Origin of the sequence: Claveliimonas sp. (assembly GCF_037273965.1) — a bacterium.
GTDB classification, from domain to species: domain Bacteria; phylum Bacillota; class Clostridia; order Lachnospirales; family Lachnospiraceae; genus Claveliimonas; species Claveliimonas bilis.
Genome location: NZ_JAYAZJ010000084.1, coordinates 35,252 through 53,215 on the forward strand (window position 1 = coordinate 35,252; position 17,964 = coordinate 53,215).

Consider the following 17,964-nt stretch of genomic DNA (forward strand, 5'->3'; position numbering starts at 1 on the left):
AAGAAATATGAAGGCAGAAGAGATACAGAATGTAGACCATCAGGAAATTGACCGGAGAGTGAGGAATTATTGGCTTCAAAAAGGACTTGGGATAACGGGCGTTGTTCTTGTAATCCTGCATGGCCTTTTGCTCTTTGCAGGTCTGGACCGGATTATGTGGATCGGGGGATATACTAATGTTGTTACCCGGATCTGTATTATTTTGAGTCACTATGTGATCGTTCAGATTTTGATTTTTGTTATTCAGGGAGCAGAGACCCAAATTTCAGGAAGTCTGACGAAATCCTGCGATCCTTTTCTCTATGAGGCGTGCCTGTATCGGGTCGGCGGAGGAACGAAAAAGCAGATTAATCTGGCCCTTGCCCAGTATTATGAAGGTAATTTTGAGCAGTCCTGGGATACCATAAGCAGGGTCAGCCCGGACGGACTGAAGAAGAAGTATAAATATAATTATTATATGTTAAGATCCGCCCTCCTCTTTCGTCAGGGAAGAGCAGGAGAGGTGAGAAATCTCGAGGATGAATTTCAAAGAACGATCGGAGGAAGGGAGGATACGGTCTATATGCAGCTTCTGTGTGCGTCCAACAATATGAGGCGCGCGCTGGAAAACAAGGATTATCCTTCTGCCTATGGATTCCTGCAGGATTATACCCGCCTGTACCAGCGTGATTCACAGCCGTGGGTTAAAGTCGGGATTGCCTGCTGGGAAGGCGTGCTGGAGTATTTATGCGGCAATGAGACAGGGGCAGACGCAAGACTTGCCTATGTGGAAAAATACGGCGGAAAGTTGTTTTATGTACAGGAGCTTAAAAAGATAAGAGAGGAAAAAGGAAAGGAGGAGACAGAGGATGAAGGAAGAACATCCGGAGAAACTTGCCAGAACAGCAGTGGAGAAATTTCAGAAGATGTATAACTGCTGTCAGTCAGTGGCCTGTTCTGTGTGTGAAGAATATGGGATAAGTGAGAAGGATATGTTTCGCCTTACAGAAGGGTTCGGCTCGGGAATCGGAGGGCTGAAGGATACATGCGGAGCCGCTATGGGAATGTTTTTGATCATCAGCCTTGCCGGAAGCGCAGGAGATATGGAGCAGCCTATGCTTACAAAATTTGAGACATATGACAGGATCCGGGAGGCTGCTGAAAAGTTTCAGGAAAAGTGCGGTTCACTTTACTGCAGGGATTTAAAAACCCAGGAAGGGCCACAGCCCCTTCCATGCTGTACTTTCTGTGTAGAGGCAGGAGCGCAGATCCTGGAAGAAATGTTGAAAAAAATGTCATAAAACAGGAAATGCGGGCATATATATGGAAAAAGGAGGAAAGTTTGAAATGAAAGAGGAAAGATTTCTAAAACTTACATATATTCATGATATTGCAACCATTGTTTCCATATTTTTGTCCGTATTTCATGTGATGAAGGGGACAGGCAGCAAAATTCGGGATGTGCTCTGCGGATCATTTCTTGTTATGCAGATTTTTGCAGCGTTAAAGATAGGAGCCAGATTTTTGGAAAAGAAAAACGATCTGCAGAAATCCATGGAAGAGCTGTATCACAGGTCAGAAAAAGAGTGGGGGGCAGGATGGAAATCGTCCTTGCTCCTTTATGTCCTGATTTCTGTCAGTGTGTTTTTTAAAGTCGGAGTCCCCCTTCTGCTTGGGAAAGATAATGAAAAAGAGAGCGGTGTATGATGCGTTTACAGAACATACATAGCCCTCTTTTTGTTATATGAGAAAGTCCCAAGGACTTTTCCTTTTTCAATTTTTACAGATTCAGTTTCTTAAAAAGATCGCCGAGATTTGTTCCGATATTCTCGGATTTTGGTATTTCCACTTTTTCTTCCGGTTCTTCCTTGACCTCTTCCAGCGCTTTCATGCTGAGACTGATCTTTCCATCTTTGACTCCAATGATCTTAACGTTTACTTCATCCCCTGTATTCAGCACATCTTTTGGGGATTTTACACGTTTCTGGCTGATCTGAGAAACATGTACCAATCCGGACAGGCCATCTTCCAGGCGGACGAAAGCGCCGTAGGGCTGCAGACTTTCTACCGTTCCTTTTACTACGCTGCCGATTTTGACATTGGCGATCTTTTCTTCCATGGCTTTCTTTTCTTTTTCTTTTAAGATTTCGCGGGCAGATAAAACAAGCCGGTTTTCTGCCTGATTGACTTCGATCACGCGTACCTCAATATCTTTTAAAAGATAGGTTTCCAGATCTTCGATATAGGATAAGGATAAGCGGGATGCAGGAATGAAGCCTCTAAGCCCTTCTACCATGGCAATCGCTCCGCCATTTACGATTCCTTCAACTTTTACCGGGAGAACGGTTTCATTTTCCAGGTAGCTCTGGACAACATTCCAGGGATTGGCATCATCAAAATGTTCCTCATAGTCTGCCATGGTTTCCACTGGTTTGTTTTCTTCTTGTTGTAATAATTCTTCACTCATTTTGTTAGTCCTTTCTCATAACCGTATTCTATGTGCTTTCACATACTATTAGTAGTATAGCATGAAATACCAGGATTGTTCAAAGAAAAAAGCAAAGATACGGGATTTTTTAGTTGACTGGACCGGGAAAAAATGGCAAGCTTACATTATAAGATGCCGCATAAGCAAGAAGGCGGCTTTGGCAGGGAGTGAAGATATGGAAAAAAAGGCAAGAAAAGTATATGTGATCGGACATAAAAACCCGGATACGGATTCTATTTGTTCAGCGATCGCTTATGCAAATCTGAAACGTGAAATGACAGGGAGAGAATATACTGCAAAGAGAGCAGGCCAGATCAACGAAGAGACACAGTATGTACTTCATAAATTTCATGTGGATGCGCCGAGGCTTCTGACGAATGTCAAGCTGCAGGTTAAGGATATGGATATTCATAAAATAAAAGGGGTGGAACCGGGAGTTTCCATTAAAGAGACATGGGAACTTATGAAGAAACAGTCTGTAAAGACGATTCCGGTTATAAAAGAAGGGGAACTTGTGGGGCTGATCTCCACAGGAGACATTGCCAAATCTTATATGGATGTATATGACAGTACGATCCTGGCAAAAGCCCGGACGCAGTACAAAAATATTATTCAGACCCTGGATGGGGAATTGATCACAGGAAATGAACACGGATATTTTGTAAAAGGGAAGGTGGCAGTAGGCGCTTCCAGCACAGATATGATGGAGGAATTTATTCAGAAGGATGACCTGGTGATCTTGGGAAACCGTTATGAATCTCAGGCGTGTGCCGTTGAAATTGATGCCAGCTGTCTTGTTGTATGCCAGGATGCAGAAATTTCCGAGGAACTGATCCGTAAAGCGGAAGAGCAGAGTATTGTCATTATACGTACGCCTCACGATACTTTTACGGCGGCAAGGCTCATTAATCAGAGTATACCGGTCAAATATTTTATGAGCAAGGGACCGCTGACTGTTTTCCGTATGGATGACTATGTGGATGATATCAAAGAACAGATGACGAAAAAGAAGTTCCGCGATTTCCCTATTCTGGATCGCCATGGAAATTTCAAAGGATTTATTTCCAGGCGGCGTTTCATGGATGTAAGCAAGAAGCAGGTCATTCTGGTGGATCACAATGAGCGTTCCCAGGCGGTAGACGGAATTGAAGAGGCAGAGATTCAGGAGATCATAGACCATCACAGGCTTGGAAATATTGAAACAATGGGGCCGGTATTTTTCCGTAATCAGCCGGTGGGCTGTACCGCTACAATAGTAGGACAGATGTACGAAGAAAACGGAGTGGAATTAACTCCGGTCATGGCCGGTCTTCTGGCCTCGGCGATCATATCAGATACTTTGCTGTTCCGTTCGCCTACCTGTACGATGGTGGATCAGAATATGGCAGAAAAGCTGGCAAAAATTGCCGGTATTGATCTGGAGGAAATGGCGGCGGAAATGTTTCATGCAGGAAGCAGCCTGAAAGGCAAAAGTCCGCAGGAAATCTGTTTCCAGGATTTCAAACAGTTTAATGTCAATGACAAAGTGTTTGGGGTAGGACAGATCAATTCCATGAATAAAGAAGAACTGAAAGAGATCAGGGAGAAGCTTCTGAAATATCTGGAAGAGGCAAGAAAGGAGCAGAAGCTTCACATGGTTTATTTTATGCTTACAGATATTCTGGATGAATCTACAGAATTGCTTTGCTGCGGACCGGGGGCAAGGGATCCTATCATTGAGGCTTTCGAACGTCCGGAGGACGAGGATCCGATTATATTAAAGGGAGTCGTCTCCAGAAAGAAACAGCTGATTCCTGCTCTTGCAGGGGCATTGCAGCAATAGGAAAGGCAGGAGGAAGAAAAGGAGTATGGAGAAGGAAATATGGAAGGCAGGAAACATGGTTTATCCGCTTCCGGCGGTAATGGTCAGTACGGCCGATAAGAAAGGGAGAGCCAATATCCTGACTGTAGCCTGGACCGGCACTGTGTGTACCAATCCGGCCATGGTGTATATTTCTGTGCGTCCGGAAAGATACAGCTATTCTCTTTTGAAAGAAAGCGGGGAATTTGTCATTAATCTGACGACAAAGAAGCTTTTGTATGCGACGGACTGGTGCGGGGTGAAATCCGGACGGGATGTGGATAAATGGAAGGAGATGCACCTCACCCAGGGGAAAGCCCATAAGCTTTCTTATGCCCCGGTGATCAAGGAATCTCCGGTTAATATTGAGTGCCGGGTTACAGAAGTAAAGGAGCTGGGAAGCCATCATATGTTCCTGGCAAAGGTGGAAGCAGTGCAGGTGGATCCTGAGTATATGGATGAGAAAGGAAAGTTCCATTTGAATCGATCCGGCCTTATTGCCTATTCTCACGGTGAATACCTGGAGATTGGGAAGAAACAGGGAAGTTTTGGATATAGTGTAAGAAAGGAAAAGAAAAAAAGGCGTCCGGTCAGATGACCGGGCGTCTTTTTTGGAAGCGAGTGAAAATCTGAAGTATGCGGAAATTATGAAAGAGCCTTCAGTCTTGTTGCATAGATCCGTTTCAGCAGGATGGTACATAGAAGGAAAGAGACAACTTCTGCAATAGGAATAGCCCACCAGACCATTGAAAGCCCAAAGCAGACAGCCAGAATATATGCTACCGGAAGGATAACAACAAGCTGCCTTGCAGCAGAGACAACGAGACTGTAAACCCCATTTCCAAGAGCCTGGAACAGGGAGCTGACAATGATATTGTATCCTGCCAGCAGGAAACTGATAGAAATAATACGAAGTGCCGGAACTCCAATGGCAAGCATATGATCGGAAGCATCAAAAAGTGTTTTCAGGAAAAATCCGGTCATGGTCTGGAACAGGAGCAATCCAACAATCATAATGCAGACTGCGATAAGAATACTCAATTTCAAGGTATGAGTGATCCTTCTTTTGTTCCGGGCGCCGTAATTATATGCTATGATCGGTATCATTCCATTGTTCAGTCCGAAAACAGGCATGAAGATAAAGCTCTGCAGTTTGAAATATATTCCGAATACAGCGGCGGCGGTGGAAGAAAACATTAAAAGGATCTTGTTCATTCCAAATGTCATCACAGAACCAATGGCCTGCATGATAATGGAGGGGATTCCGACTTCATAAATGAGGGCGATCGTTTTTGCGTGAGGACGAAATCCTTTCATATTGAGACTGATCTCATGGTTTTTCTTCAAATTAAATATAAACGACAGAAAGACAGCCACAAGCTGACCAAAGACAGTGGCCACGGCAGCTCCAACCACTTCCATGCGGGGGAAGCCAAAATACCCGAAAATCAGGATTGGATCCATAACAATGTTGATGATGGCCCCTGTTCCCTGTGTGATCATATTATAGATTGTTTTTCCGGTGGACTGCAGCAGCCGTTCAAATGTAATCTGCATAAAGATACCCACAGAGAGTACGCAGATAATGGTCATGTACTGCGTTCCGTATTTGATAATAGTAGGATTGTCTGTCTGAAGCCGGAAGAAAATACCGGATCCGAAAATACCGATCAGGGCAAAGATAACGGAGCTGATCAGTCCGAGGAAAATACCATTCCTTGCAGCCAGATTGGCGCCGTTAAAATTTTTTTCCCCCAGACAGCGGGAGAGAAGCGCATTGATCCCGACTCCGGTACCGGATGACACGGCGATCATAAGAAGCTGTACCGGATAGACAAGGGAAACGGCTGTCAGGGCATCTTCGCTTAGTTGGGCAACAAACATGCTGTCCACGATATTGTAGAGTGCCTGAACAAGCATGGAAACCATCATTGGAAGCGACATAGTGATAAGCAGGCGGGGAATGGGAAGTACGCCCATCTTGTTTTCTGCCGGTGTAGATGACATGTTGTGTTCCTCCTTTTACATGAAAAAGTACGGGAAGATCCCGTCTTGTTTTGTCCATGCTAAAGTATAGCATTGCTGTATTTATAATGCAATGAAATCATATATATATTGAAAAAAGGATGCGGACGGCAAAGGAATTGAAGAAAAAGAGAAGAATTTTTATGTTCTATGCAGGAATATTGCTGATGGCGGTTCTGTTTCCGGGATGGGTAGAAAATCAGGAGCAAAAGCAGGGGGCAGAAGAAAGGAAAGAAGTAAGAGAAGCTCTGAAATATGTGGGTGATTCTATAGAGGCAGACGGAGAAGGGAAAAAGAAGATCGCTCTGACCTTTGATGACGGCCCCAATGCCAGGTGGACGCCGGTGCTTCTTGACGGTCTGAAAGAAAGAGGGATTAAGGCTACCTTCTTTCTGATCGGATGTTATGCAGAGGAAAATCCTGAGATTGTAAAGCGCATGTACGAGGAGGGACATTTGATCGGCAATCATACTTACCATCATGTCAGTCTGACAGCAGGAAGTGAAAAAGAGGCGGAAGAGGAGATTGCAATGACGGATCATATCATTTGCGAGATCACCGGAGAAGGCACCGGATATGTACGTCCGCCCTTTGGCCTTTGGAGGGAAGAACTGGAAGAGAAAATGCAGATTCTTCCGGTTATGTGGAACATTGATCCATTGGACTGGCAGAGCCGGGATACAGGAGAAATTGTGTTCAAGGTAGTGACGGAAGCGAAAGAAGATGCTATTATCTTATTGCATGATTGTTATGAATCATCTGTTCAGGCAGCCCTGGAGATTGTCGATATCCTTACAGAAGAAGGATATGTGTTTGTAACAGCAGATGAAATTTTGATGGATTAAAAAGAGGAAACTATGATACATGAATTTTCAAGAACAGAACTTCTGATCGGTTCGGAGAAATTCCGGCGGATCAAAAAAGCGTCGGTTATGGTATTTGGCGTCGGAGGCGTAGGTTCCCACTGCATTGAGGCACTGGCAAGAACCGGTGTGGGAAAGCTGATACTGGTGGATAACGATAAAGTGTCTGTCACTAATATCAACCGGCAGTCAATCGCTTTTCACAGCACAGTAGGAGAGTACAAGACGCAGGTTATGAAAAGAAAGATACTTGATATTTGTCCGGATACGGAAGTGGAAACCCATGAAGTCTTTGTTCTTCCGGATAATGTTGACAGCATTTTGGACTGCCGGCCGGATTATATTGTGGACGCCATCGACACCGTTACGGCAAAGCTGGCTCTGGCAAAAAAAGCCATGGAGTATAATATTCCTATTATAAGCAGTATGGGGACGGGAAACAAGCTGCACGGGGAGATGTTTGAGATTGAAGATATCAGCAGGACATCTGTGTGCCCTCTGTGCAAGGTGATGCGCCGGGAGCTGAAAAAGCAGGGGATCACCCATTTGAAAGTGCTGTATTCAAAAGAAAAGCCTGTCAAGACGGATCCTGACAAAATGGAAGAAGACCCGGGGACAAGACGGAGTCTTCCGGGAAGTATTTCTTTTGTCCCTCCGGTTGCGGGACTTCTTATTGCAGGAGAGGTGATCCGGGATATTGCCGGGCTCTGATGCAGGCTGAAGAGAAAGGCAGGAGTGTGCAAGATGGATTTATTTGAATATGCAAGAGAACAGAATATGGAAAAAGAAGCGCCGCTGGCATCCAGGCTTCGCCCGGTGACGCTGGAAGAAGTGGTGGGGCAGCAGCATATTATCGGCAGGGACAAGCTGCTGTACCGTGCCATCAAAGCAGATAAGTTGAGTTCAGTCATCTTTTACGGCCCTCCGGGGACAGGGAAGACAACGCTTGCTAAGGTGATCGCTCATACGACAAGCGCAGAATTTACTCAGATCAACGCCACAGTGGCAGGAAAAAAAGACATGGAAGCGGTGGTGGAGAAGGCAAAGCAGCTTCGGGGAATGTACCGGAAAAAGACGATCCTCTTTGTAGACGAGATCCATAGGTTTAACAAGGGGCAGCAGGACTATCTCCTTCCGTTTGTAGAGGACGGCACCATTATTCTTATAGGTGCAACAACGGAGAATCCCTATTTTGAGGTAAATGGAGCGCTTATTTCCAGATCCAGCATTTTTGAACTGAGGCCTTTGGAAAAAGAGGATATCAAAACCCTGATCAAACGGGCGGTCTATGACAAGGAAAAGGGAATGGGAAGCTACGGTGCCAAGATCGATGAGGATGCAATGGAGTTTTTGGCGGACGTATCCGGCGGAGATGCAAGAAATGCACTGAATGCTGTCGAGCTTGGCATACTTACGACAGAGAGGGGAGAAGATGGGAAAATCCATCTGACGCTGGAAGTGGCTTCCGAATGTATCCAGAAGAGAGTGGTCCGTTATGACAAAACAGGAGATAATCATTATGATACAATATCCGCTTTTATTAAAAGTATGCGGGGATCCGATCCGGATGCCGCAGTTTATTATCTGGCAAAAATGCTGCGGGCAGGAGAAGATATTAAGTTTATTGCACGAAGGATCATGATCTGTGCTTCGGAGGATGTGGGAAATGCAGATCCGATGGCTCTTACAGTAGCAGTCAGTGCAGCCCAGGCGGTGGAGCGGATTGGAATGCCGGAAGCTCAGATTATTTTATCCCAGGCTGTTCTCTATGTGGCTTCGGCCCCTAAGAGTAATTCGGCGTGCAACGCTATTTTTTCAGCGCTGGAAAATGTGGAAAAGTACAAGACAACCGTGCCATCCCATCTTCAGGATGCCCACTATAAAGGAGCACAGAATCTGGGAAGAGGAACCGGATACAAATATGCCCACGATTATCCTGATCACTATGTAAAGCAGCAGTACCTGCCGGATGAGATTAAAACAGCCAGATTTTATGAGCCGGGAGAACTCGGGTATGAAAAGGTGATAGGAGAGCGGTTAAAGAAACTGCGCAGTGAGTAAGAAATGCAGATATGATGTAGAAAGACCTCCGTGGCAAGAAGCTGTTCTTCTGCTGCAGGGAGGTCTTTTAATTATTTAATATCTCTTTTGTTGAAGCTCCATATGCCAATGAAGGCTGGAAGGACAAGAAAACAGATGCCCACAGCCAGTGCCCGCAGGAGATCTCCCTGATCAGGATTCTGTGTCAGTATGCTCATGTTCATATCCGGAAGATACTGAGCCAGAGAGACAGAGTGGCCAAGAAGCTTGCCTGCCGCCATTTCTGCCAGGGAAAGGATCAGGGATGTAAACTCCAGAAAACAGATGTTAACTGCCAGAGAACCTCCATTTTGCCGGATCAGGATGCTGAACATAACAAACAGGGAAGCATATGCAGCTCCGAGAAGAAGTTCCAGTGCCCCTCTTTGCAGCGTGTGTATCCAGAAATCAGAGGAAACGTCCCCGAATCCCCACAGGACAGAAGCAATCAAAGCCGCAGTCAGCACAAACAGCAAAGTATAAAGGATGGATGCAAGGATCCCTACGATCAGTTTTGACAGATAGATAGAGGATCTGCTGTAATTGCGTGATACAATATTTTTTATAGTTCCCTGATTGAACTCGCTGCCTACAAAAAGAGAGATCAAAACGGCCATGATCAGGGTAGTATTCCCGGCAAAAAAGGTCATAAGCTGCGCAGAAGTGCTTAGGTTATCATAATTTGTCGGGATTCCTTCTGCAGAGACAGAAAGACCGGATTCTTCCATGGCAGCCTGCTGCTGCTCAATCTGCGCTTCCATGTTTTCACCGGCCAATTTATAAGTGAAATCCAATAAAAATACAGTTGCTGCCGCCAAAAGGACAGAAATGATGAGACAGATCCAGAAATATCTGGATTTCTTTAATTTATAGATATCACATTTCACAAGACTTTTCATTTTTTATTCCCCCTATTCTGCTTAAAAAGTAATCTTCCAGATCTATATCCTGCTGACCATTTCCTATACTACGGCGCCAGATGTCTTCTTCGGTAAATTCCTCAATCAACTTGCCATGATGGATGATGCCGTATCTTGTGGCAAATTTTGAAAGTTCTCCGAGAATATGACTGGAAACAAGGACAGTGATATGGCGTTCCTGATTCAGTTTTAAAATCAATTCACGTATTTCTTTCATGCCCTCCGGATCCAGTCCATTTGTGGGTTCATCCAGGATGAGAAGTTTTGGATTGCCGATAAGGGCAATAGCAATGGCAAGACGTTGTTTCATACCAAGAGAAAAGTGTTTGCACTTTTTCCTTCCAGTACCGGTAAGACCAACAAGATCCAGAAGCTGCTGCAGATGTTCGGGATCATGAAGGCCTTGAAGTTTTGCAAAAGCAGTAAGATTTTCCATAGCAGTCATCCCCGGATAAAAAGCGGGGGATTCAATGACAGTTCCGATTTCTGCACGCTTTTCCCGGAGATTGCTGCTGTTAAAGAGGCGGATATTTCCGCTGCTTGGAGATGCAAGACCTACTGCCATGCGGATGAAAGTAGTTTTTCCGGCTCCGTTTTTGCCGATAAAGCCGTAAATATCCCCTTCGTAAATGGTCATAGATACCTGGTCTACGACTGTGCGATGTCCATACTGTTTTGTCAAACTTTGAGTTTGAAGAATGATGTCCTTCATTCGATATATTCCTCCTTTTGTATTTGTGTATTAAGTATTTAATACAATAATATAATAAGACAATTGCAAAGTCAATATTTTTTACTTGAGTTTTTTAAAAGAGAAAGGTAAACTATTCATAGAAGACGTTGAAACAGTTTCAGGAGGAATAGGAAATGAAAATTTACGATACTGTGAAAAAGGAAGAAATTGAGATCGGCGATTACAAAGATCTGATCAAGATCATGCAGGACGGCAGACAGGTAGATCTCTATCTGAAAGAGAAAAAATCGGACGAGGACGGCTATCTTACATGGGATGTAGAGCATTGGTCAAGCATTGAACCCAAGAGATTTATCCGCTGCTATTCTCTGGAAGGAAGAGTGCTGGGAGAGTCTACGGGACATAATATTTATGATCTGGAAAATGAATTTAAGCCGGAAGAAGCCCGGAAGATAGAATTAAGTTAAGAAAAATCCCGGAACGCAAACGAATGGGTGCGTTTCGGGATTTCTTCTATATATCATGTCTGTGTCTGCAGATGCTATTACGTTATATTCAGAACCTCTTTCATATCGTTTGGAAGCGGGGCAGTAAATTCCATAAATCTTCCTGTAATGGGATGTGAAAATGACAGCCGGTAGGAGTGAAGTGCCTGCCGGCTGATGTATTTCATATCCGGATTATAGAGATAATCTCCGATGAGAGGATAGCCGAGGTACTGCATGTGCACCCGGATCTGATGGGTGCGCCCGGTTTCCAGTTTCAGGGCGACTAATGTGTGAGGACCGTACACACCTACCGTACGGTAGTGAGTGACAGCGTTTTCCCCGTGCTCAAAGTCTACCATCCGCTCGATAATGGAAGTGCCTTTGCGGGCAAGAGGCGCGCATATGGTACCGGACTTAGGACTTACATGTCCGCTGGCAATAGCCAGATATTCCCGGCACAGGGCCTTTTCGCTTACCATAGAGGAAAGAATGCCGGCGCTGACAAGATGCTTTGCAACCACCGTCAGACCGGAAGTGTCTCTATCCAGACGGTTGCAGCAGCGGAAAATGAAAGGTTTCCCCTGTTCCTGATAGTACCAGGCCAGTGCATTTGCCATGGAATTGGTATAATTGTTCATGGACGGGTGGATGGGCATTCCAGCCGGCTTATTGATGACAATGATATCCTCGTCTTCGTATATGATATCCAGCGGCAGATGGACGGGAGGGATCTTTTCCGAGGATTTCTCTTCGCATATGTGCACGGAAAGCAAGTCCCCTTCCTTAAGCTGCTGGCGCATATAGTAGTGGACGCCGTTTACCAGAATGCTTTTGGGCATCCGTTTGATAACAGAAAGGTTCTGGCGGGAGTAGCCTTTCCTTTTCAAAAACTGCTCTACCCGAAGCCCGTCCGCTTCTTTTCCTATTTTATAATCAATGGTTCGATTCATATATTTCTCCTGTATTCAGAGTATGCCTGTGAATAGTAGCAGTATATCACGTAAAAAATAAAAAATCTATAAATCCTGTTGACAAATAAAATTGGGAGTGATACATTAATAACCGTAGAGATTAGCACTCGGATGAAATGAGTGCTAACAAAACAAAAGGAGGCAGTTAGGATGCAGAATGCAGAAGGACTGGGTGAAAGAAAACTGAAAATTCTTCATGCGATCATCCAGACCTATCTGGAGACAGGAGAGCCGGTAGGATCCAGAACAATATCCAAATATACGGATTTGAATTTAAGTTCTGCGACGATCCGAAATGAGATGGCTGATCTGGAAGAACTTGGATATATCCTGCAGCCTCATACATCGGCAGGAAGGATTCCTTCGGACAAAGGATACCGCTTATATGTGGATATGCTGATGGAAGAAAAGGAGCAGGAGCTGAATGAAATGCAGGAGCAGATGCTGCAGAAAGCTGATAAAATGGATCAGCTTCTGAAACAGGCAGCACAGGTGCTTGCGGCAAATACCAATTATGCGACCATGGTTTCCACTCCGAGAAACAGTGCCAACAGGCTGAAGTTTATTCAGCTTTCCCAGGTAGATGAAGAGCAGGTTATTGCAGTCATTGTGCTGGGGGGAAATGTAATCAAGAATAAGATTATTAATGTAAGAGAACCCCTTGGCAATGAAAATCTTCTGAAACTGAATATGCTTTTGAATACATCACTGAACGGCATGTCTATTGAAGAAATCAATCTGGGACTGATCGCGAGGCTGAAAGAGCAGGCTGGAATCCACAGTGAAGTGATCAGCGATGTGCTTGATGCAGTTGCCGATGCAATACAGATTGATGAGGATATGCAGATTTATACAAGCGGCGCTACGAATATTTTCAAATATCCGGAGCTTAGCGATAAGCAGAGCGCCCAGGAAATCATCAGTGCCTTTGAGGAAAAACAGCAGCTGACCGAGCTGGTTACCCAGACCCTTTCACAGGAAGACAATACCGGGATTCAGGTATATATTGGAGATGAGACTCCGGTACAGACCATGAAAGACTGCAGCGTTGTAACTGCAACATATGAATTGGGAGATGGGATGCGGGGTACGATAGGTATTATCGGACCGAAGCGAATGGATTATGAACATGTGTTAAAATCGCTGAAGCGCCTTCAAGGTGAATTGGATGCGATGTTTCATAAGAAAGAATAAGAAAGGTGGATGAACCCTTGGAAGAGAATAAAAAAGAGACAGGACAGGAAAAGAGCCAGGAAGAAATGGTAAAAGAAGCTGTGGAGGAAGCAAAAAAAGCAGCAGCTGACCAGGAAAATGCTGAAACAGACAAAGAGGAAACAGCAGAGGGTCAGGAAGAAGCCAAAGAAGAAGACGTTAAAGAAGGGGAAGACACAGAAGAAACCCAGCAGGAGAAGCAGGGCGATAAAAAGTTCTTTGGCAGAAAGAATAAAAAAGACAAAAAAGATGAAAAGATCGAGGAGCTTACAGATAAGCTCACAAGGCAGATGGCCGAGTTTGATAACTTCCGCAAACGTACAGAAAAGGAAAAATCCCAGATGTATGAGGTTGGAGCGAAAGATATCATAGAAAAAATCCTTCCGGTTGTTGACAACTTTGAGCGAGGACTTGCAGCGGTAGCTGAGGAGGATAAGGAGCATCCGTTCATGCAGGGCATGGATAAGGTGTATAAACAGTTGATGACTACACTGGATGAGATTGGGGTGAAACCGATCGAGGCAGTGGGTCAGGAATTTAACCCTGATTTTCACAATGCAGTGATGCATGTGGAGGATGAAAATTTCGGTGAGAACATGGTAGCCGAGGAATTTCAGAAAGGTTATACCTACCGTGACAGCGTGGTAAGACACAGCATGGTAAAGGTAGCAAACTAACAGGCAAACAATCAAATTTTTATAAAACAGGAGGAATAGATCATGGGAAAAATCATTGGTATTGACTTAGGTACGACAAACAGCTGTGTAGCCGTAATGGAAGGCGGACAGCCAGTAGTTATTGCGAATACAGAAGGCGCAAGGACAACACCGTCTGTAGTGGCATTTACAAAAACAGGAGAAAGGCTTGTAGGTGAGCCTGCAAAACGTCAGGCAGTTACAAATGCTGAGAAGACAATCTCTTCTATCAAAAGAGAGATGGGATCTGATTACAAGGTAGAGATTGACGGAAAGAAATACTCTCCGCAGGAAATCTCCGCAATGATCCTTCAGAAACTGAAAGCAGACGCAGAAGGATATCTTGGCGAGAAAGTGACAGAGGCAGTTATTACAGTTCCTGCTTATTTCAACGACGCACAGCGTCAGGCAACAAAGGATGCAGGAAAAATTGCAGGTCTGGATGTAAAACGTATTATCAACGAGCCTACAGCGGCAGCTCTTGCATATGGTCTTGACAATGAAAAAGAACAGAAGATCATGGTATACGATTTGGGAGGCGGTACATTCGACGTTTCCATCATCGAAATCGGCGACGGTGTCATTGAAGTATTGTCTACAGCCGGAAACAACAGACTTGGCGGTGATGACTTCGACCAGAAGATTACAGATTATATGATCTCTGAATTTAAGAAAACAGAAGGCGTTGACTTATCTACAGATAAGATGGCGCTTCAGAGACTGAAAGAAGCTGCAGAGAAGGCAAAGAAAGAGCTGTCTTCCGCAACAACAACAAATATTAACCTTCCGTTCATTACTGCAACAGCAGAAGGACCGAAGCATTTCGATATGAACCTTACAAGAGCAAAATTTGATGAACTGACTCACGACCTGGTAGAAAAGACTGCAGAGCCGGTACAAAGAGCACTTTCTGACGCAGGCATCACATCTTCAGAACTTGGTCAGGTACTGCTGGTAGGTGGTTCTACACGTATTCCGGCTGTACAGGATAAAGTAAAACAGCTGACAGGCAAAGAGCCAAGCAAATCTCTGAATCCGGATGAATGTGTTGCACTTGGTGCTTCCGTACAGGGCGGTAAGCTGGCAGGAGATGCAGGCGCAGGAGATATTCTCCTTCTGGATGTTACTCCACTTTCCCTGTCTATTGAGACAATGGGAGGCGTTGCAACAAGACTGATCGAGAGAAACACGACCATTCCTACAAAGAAGAGCCAGATCTTCTCTACAGCTGCAGACAATCAGACAGCAGTAGACATCAACGTTGTACAGGGTGAGAGACAGTTCGCAAGGGACAACAAGTCACTTGGACAGTTCAGACTGGATGGAATCCCGCCGGCACCACGCGGAATCCCGCAGATCGAAGTTACATTCGATATCGATGCAAATGGTATTGTAAATGTATCTGCAAAAGACCTGGGAACAGGAAAAGAACAGCACATTACAATTACTGCCGGATCCAATATGTCTGATGAAGATATTGAGAAAGCTGTAAAAGAAGCTGCAGCATTTGAGGCACAGGATAAGAAACGAAAAGAAGGAATTGATACAAAGAACGATGCAGATGCATTCGTATTCCAGACAGAGAAAGCTCTGGAGGAAGTAGGAGATAAGATCGACGCTTCCGAGAAAGCAGCAGTAGAGGCAGACTGCAAAGCGCTGAAAGAACTGCTGGAAAAAGTAAACATGGAAGATATTTCAGATGCCCAGATCGCCGAGATCAAAGCAGGAAAAGAAAAGCTGATGGAAAGTGCACAGAAAGTATTTGCCAAGATGTATGAGCAGGCTGGCGCTAATGCCGGAGCAAATGCAGGCGCACAGGGAGCAGGCCCGAATCCGGGAGCAGGAGCAGGTCCGTCTCCGGAAGGATTTAGCGGCGACGATGTAGTAGATGGGGACTACAAAGAGGTCTAAGGACAGGTAAGTAGCCAGGATAAAGGCCTAATAAAAAAGAGTTCTGCGGAACCCAAATGAAGGCTTCGGGCTTAAAAGCCCGGGGCAGGATTTGGGCCCCGCAGAACTTTGTATGCAGGCAAAAGCTTGCTGCCTTCACATGAAAAAAACGAAAGGTGATAGATAATGGCAGAATCAAAAAGAGATTACTATGAAGTGCTGGGAGTCAGCAAAGATGCCGATGAGGCGACTTTGAAAAAAGCATACAGGCAGGTGGCAAAGAAGTACCATCCGGATATGAATCCTGGGGATAAAGAGGCAGAGAAGAAATTCAAAGAAGCTTCCGAGGCCTATGCTGTTTTGAGTGATCCGGAGAAGCGTCGTCAGTATGACCAGTTCGGGCATGCGGCATTTGAAGGAGGGGCCGGAGGAGCCGGAGGATTCGGTGGCTTTGACTTCAGCGGTGCAGATTTCAGCGACATTTTTGGTGATATTTTCGGCGATCTGTTTGGCGGCGGAAGACGTTCCGGACGTGCAAATCAAGGCCCGATGAAGGGAATGAATATCCGCAAGAGTGTCCGTATTACTTTTGAAGAGGCTGTATTTGGCTGCGAGAAGGAGCTGGATGTAGTTCTGAAGGATCCGTGCCCGAAATGTAACGGAACAGGAGCTAAGCCGGGAACTTCTCCTGAAACATGTCCGAAATGCGGCGGCAAAGGACAGGTGGTATACACACAGCAGTCTTTCTTTGGTACCGTTCAGAATGTCCAGACCTGTCCGGAGTGTCATGGAACCGGAAAGATTATCCGCGAAAAGTGTCCGGACTGCAGCGGTTCCGGTTATATTTCCAACAAAAAGAAAATTTCCGTATCCATTCCGGCAGGAATTGATAATGGCCAGAGTGTAAGGATACGTGAAAAGGGAGAACCGGGAGTCAATGGAGGACCAAGAGGAGATCTTCTGGTGGAAGTTACTGTTTCCCGTCATCCGATCTTCCAGAGACAGGATATGCATATTTTTTCTACTGCGCCCATTTCTTTTGCGCAGGCTGCCCTCGGCGGTGATGTGCGCATCAAGACAGTAGACGGAGATGTGATCTATACGGTAAAACCGGGAACAAAAACAGATACAAAAGTACGTCTTCGCGGAAAAGGAGTTCCATCCATCCGCAATTCCCAGGTACGGGGCGATCATTATGTGACCCTTGTTATCCAGACACCGGAACGGCTGAGCAGTGAGGCGAAAGAAGCGCTGAAGAAATTTGACGCTTTGACAGGGAATACTCTGAATCAGTCACAGGAAGAGCTGGAATCGGCCAAAAAAGGGAAGAAAAAAGGATTTATGGATAAGATGAAAGAGGCCTTTGATGATTGATCATCAGGGGCTTCTTTCGTAAATATCGTAAAAAGACAATTGTCGAAAAGAGAGGATTCAAGTATAATAGACAAAAGAAGGAGAGAAAGGAGGGATCATATGGCAGGAATACGAGATGTTGCCAGGGAAGCGCATGTAGGTATTGGCACGGTATCGCGTTACTTAAACGGAAGCGGCTATGTGTCTGAAGAGAGCAGAAACCGGATAGAGACCGCTATCAAAACACTTGATTATCAGCCCAATGAATTGGCGAGAAACCTCTACAGGAACCGATCGGGGATCATAGGAGTGATCGTACCGGACTTGGAACATCCTTTTTTCTCAAAGCTGAGTAAATACATTGAGATCAATCTTTATGAGCGGAATTATAAGACTATGATCTGTAATACTGTAGGGATCAGCAATCGGGAAAAAGAATATCTGAAGATGCTGGAGAGAAATGTGGT

At 45.0% G+C, this 17,964-nt stretch carries 19 protein-coding genes; 14 read left to right on the plus strand and 5 right to left on the minus strand.

Annotated elements, in window-relative coordinates:
• Positions 1-7: 7 nt before the first annotated feature.
• Genes WJ238_RS07945 through WJ238_RS07955 form a run of 3 tightly spaced genes read left to right on the plus strand, consistent with a single transcriptional unit; the run spans position 8 to position 1,686 of the window.
• Complete coding sequence (locus WJ238_RS07945) at positions 8-913, plus strand: hypothetical protein (RefSeq protein WP_337606627.1); 906 nt, start codon at positions 8-10, stop codon at positions 911-913.
• Complete coding sequence (locus WJ238_RS07950; protein ID WP_230106485.1) at positions 849-1,280, plus strand: C-GCAxxG-C-C family protein; 432 nt, start codon at positions 849-851, stop codon at positions 1,278-1,280. Before WJ238_RS07945 ends, WJ238_RS07950 begins: the two co-directional genes overlap by 65 nt.
• Positions 1,281-1,326: 46 nt before the next feature.
• Complete coding sequence (locus tag WJ238_RS07955) at positions 1,327-1,686, plus strand: hypothetical protein (protein ID WP_230106484.1); 360 nt, start codon at positions 1,327-1,329, stop codon at positions 1,684-1,686.
• Positions 1,687-1,759: 73 nt separating this feature from the next.
• Here the strand turns inward: WJ238_RS07955 and WJ238_RS07960 are convergent, their stop codons facing one another.
• On the minus strand, positions 1,760-2,446 hold the full coding sequence (locus WJ238_RS07960; protein ID WP_337606628.1) for a S1 RNA-binding domain-containing protein: 687 nt from the start codon (positions 2,444-2,446) through the stop codon (positions 1,760-1,762).
• A 196-nt stretch (positions 2,447-2,642) separates the two neighbouring features.
• On the opposite strand from WJ238_RS07960, the gene WJ238_RS07965 reads away from it, so the two are divergent.
• Together WJ238_RS07965 and WJ238_RS07970 are read left to right on the plus strand one after the other, a co-directional pair.
• Entirely contained in the window at positions 2,643-4,289 is a 1,647-nt protein-coding gene (locus tag WJ238_RS07965) for a putative manganese-dependent inorganic diphosphatase (protein ID WP_230106482.1), read from the plus strand.
• Positions 4,290-4,314: 25 nt separating this feature from the next.
• Positions 4,315-4,905, plus strand: a complete 591-nt coding sequence (locus tag WJ238_RS07970; RefSeq protein WP_230106481.1) for a flavin reductase family protein — start codon at positions 4,315-4,317, stop codon at positions 4,903-4,905.
• A 47-nt stretch (positions 4,906-4,952) separates the two neighbouring features.
• Here the strand turns inward: WJ238_RS07970 and WJ238_RS07975 are convergent, their stop codons facing one another.
• A complete protein-coding gene (locus WJ238_RS07975; RefSeq protein ID WP_337606629.1) occupies positions 4,953-6,314 on the minus strand; it encodes an MATE family efflux transporter in 1,362 nt (453 codons plus the stop codon).
• Positions 6,315-6,475: 161 nt separating this feature from the next.
• Between WJ238_RS07975 and WJ238_RS07980 the strand changes: the two genes are divergently transcribed.
• From WJ238_RS07980 to WJ238_RS07990, 3 genes are read left to right on the plus strand one after another with little or no spacing between them, the layout of a single operon-like run.
• A complete protein-coding gene (locus WJ238_RS07980; protein WP_230106479.1) occupies positions 6,476-7,177 on the plus strand; it encodes a polysaccharide deacetylase family protein in 702 nt (233 codons plus the stop codon).
• A 12-nt stretch (positions 7,178-7,189) separates the two neighbouring features.
• Positions 7,190-7,906 (plus strand): tRNA threonylcarbamoyladenosine dehydratase, encoded by a 717-nt coding sequence (locus tag WJ238_RS07985; protein WP_337606630.1) that lies wholly within the window; start codon positions 7,190-7,192, stop codon positions 7,904-7,906.
• A 33-nt stretch (positions 7,907-7,939) separates the two neighbouring features.
• Positions 7,940-9,256 carry a replication-associated recombination protein A gene (locus WJ238_RS07990; RefSeq protein ID WP_256195384.1) on the plus strand — a complete coding sequence of 439 codons (1,317 nt, stop codon included), beginning with the start codon at positions 7,940-7,942 and terminating at the stop codon, positions 9,254-9,256.
• 71 nt (positions 9,257-9,327) lie between these two features.
• Here WJ238_RS07990 and WJ238_RS07995 read toward each other — a convergent pair whose 3' ends face one another.
• Together WJ238_RS07995 and WJ238_RS08000 are read right to left on the minus strand one after the other, a co-directional pair.
• Positions 9,328-10,173 (minus strand): DUF2705 family protein, encoded by an 846-nt coding sequence (locus WJ238_RS07995; protein WP_337606631.1) that lies wholly within the window; start codon positions 10,171-10,173, stop codon positions 9,328-9,330.
• Positions 10,151-10,906, minus strand: coding sequence for an ATP-binding cassette domain-containing protein (locus WJ238_RS08000; protein WP_337606632.1), 756 nt, complete (start codon positions 10,904-10,906; stop codon positions 10,151-10,153). The genes WJ238_RS07995 and WJ238_RS08000 overlap by 23 nt, the downstream gene beginning before the upstream one ends.
• 155 nt (positions 10,907-11,061) lie before the next feature.
• Between WJ238_RS08000 and WJ238_RS08005 the strand changes: the two genes are divergently transcribed.
• Positions 11,062-11,355, plus strand: coding sequence for a hypothetical protein (locus tag WJ238_RS08005; protein WP_230106474.1), 294 nt, complete (start codon positions 11,062-11,064; stop codon positions 11,353-11,355).
• Between the two features lie 77 nt (positions 11,356-11,432).
• On the opposite strand, the gene WJ238_RS08010 is transcribed toward WJ238_RS08005, so the two are convergent.
• Positions 11,433-12,326, minus strand: coding sequence for an RluA family pseudouridine synthase (locus WJ238_RS08010; RefSeq protein ID WP_316266806.1), 894 nt, complete (start codon positions 12,324-12,326; stop codon positions 11,433-11,435).
• A 171-nt stretch (positions 12,327-12,497) separates the two neighbouring features.
• On the opposite strand from WJ238_RS08010, the gene hrcA reads away from it, so the two are divergent.
• From hrcA to WJ238_RS08035, 5 genes are all read left to right on the plus strand, one after another.
• A complete protein-coding gene (gene hrcA, locus WJ238_RS08015) occupies positions 12,498-13,541 on the plus strand; it encodes a heat-inducible transcriptional repressor HrcA (RefSeq protein WP_230106472.1) in 1,044 nt (347 codons plus the stop codon).
• A 65-nt stretch (positions 13,542-13,606) separates the two neighbouring features.
• A complete protein-coding gene (gene grpE / locus WJ238_RS08020) occupies positions 13,607-14,236 on the plus strand; it encodes a nucleotide exchange factor GrpE (protein ID WP_230107525.1) in 630 nt (209 codons plus the stop codon).
• A gap of 42 nt (positions 14,237-14,278) precedes the next feature.
• A complete protein-coding gene (gene dnaK, locus WJ238_RS08025; protein ID WP_256195388.1) occupies positions 14,279-16,165 on the plus strand; it encodes a molecular chaperone DnaK in 1,887 nt (628 codons plus the stop codon).
• Positions 16,166-16,330: 165 nt separating this feature from the next.
• Positions 16,331-17,518, plus strand: a complete 1,188-nt coding sequence (gene dnaJ, locus WJ238_RS08030; RefSeq protein ID WP_230106470.1) for a molecular chaperone DnaJ — start codon at positions 16,331-16,333, stop codon at positions 17,516-17,518.
• A gap of 99 nt (positions 17,519-17,617) precedes the next feature.
• Positions 17,618-17,964 (plus strand): LacI family DNA-binding transcriptional regulator (locus WJ238_RS08035; RefSeq protein ID WP_337606635.1); only part of this gene is annotated, 347 nt, incomplete at its 3' end.

Bases quoted from the DNA above. Each gene is read 5' to 3' on its own strand.
- WJ238_RS07945 (WP_337606627.1), top strand. From the start codon at position 8: ATGAAGGCAGAAGAGATACAGAATGTAGACCATCAGGAAATTGACCGG.
- WJ238_RS07950 (WP_230106485.1), top strand. From the start codon at position 849: ATGAAGGAAGAACATCCGGAGAAACTTGCCAGAACAGCAGTGGAGAAA.
- WJ238_RS07955 (WP_230106484.1), top strand. From the start codon at position 1,327: ATGAAAGAGGAAAGATTTCTAAAACTTACATATATTCATGATATTGCA.
- WJ238_RS07960 (WP_337606628.1), bottom strand. From the start codon at position 2,446: ATGAGTGAAGAATTATTACAACAAGAAGAAAACAAACCAGTGGAAACC.
- WJ238_RS07965 (WP_230106482.1), top strand. From the start codon at position 2,643: ATGGAAAAAAAGGCAAGAAAAGTATATGTGATCGGACATAAAAACCCG.
- WJ238_RS07970 (WP_230106481.1), top strand. From the start codon at position 4,315: ATGGAGAAGGAAATATGGAAGGCAGGAAACATGGTTTATCCGCTTCCG.
- WJ238_RS07975 (WP_337606629.1), bottom strand. From the start codon at position 6,314: ATGTCATCTACACCGGCAGAAAACAAGATGGGCGTACTTCCCATTCCC.
- WJ238_RS07980 (WP_230106479.1), top strand. From the start codon at position 6,476: ATGTTCTATGCAGGAATATTGCTGATGGCGGTTCTGTTTCCGGGATGG.
- WJ238_RS07985 (WP_337606630.1), top strand. From the start codon at position 7,190: ATGATACATGAATTTTCAAGAACAGAACTTCTGATCGGTTCGGAGAAA.
- WJ238_RS07990 (WP_256195384.1), top strand. From the start codon at position 7,940: ATGGATTTATTTGAATATGCAAGAGAACAGAATATGGAAAAAGAAGCG.
- WJ238_RS07995 (WP_337606631.1), bottom strand. From the start codon at position 10,173: ATGAAAAGTCTTGTGAAATGTGATATCTATAAATTAAAGAAATCCAGA.
- WJ238_RS08000 (WP_337606632.1), bottom strand. From the start codon at position 10,906: ATGAAGGACATCATTCTTCAAACTCAAAGTTTGACAAAACAGTATGGA.
- WJ238_RS08005 (WP_230106474.1), top strand. From the start codon at position 11,062: ATGAAAATTTACGATACTGTGAAAAAGGAAGAAATTGAGATCGGCGAT.
- WJ238_RS08010 (WP_316266806.1), bottom strand. From the start codon at position 12,326: ATGAATCGAACCATTGATTATAAAATAGGAAAAGAAGCGGACGGGCTT.
- hrcA (WP_230106472.1), top strand. From the start codon at position 12,498: ATGCAGAATGCAGAAGGACTGGGTGAAAGAAAACTGAAAATTCTTCAT.
- grpE (WP_230107525.1), top strand. From the start codon at position 13,607: ATGGTAAAAGAAGCTGTGGAGGAAGCAAAAAAAGCAGCAGCTGACCAG.
- dnaK (WP_256195388.1), top strand. From the start codon at position 14,279: ATGGGAAAAATCATTGGTATTGACTTAGGTACGACAAACAGCTGTGTA.
- dnaJ (WP_230106470.1), top strand. From the start codon at position 16,331: ATGGCAGAATCAAAAAGAGATTACTATGAAGTGCTGGGAGTCAGCAAA.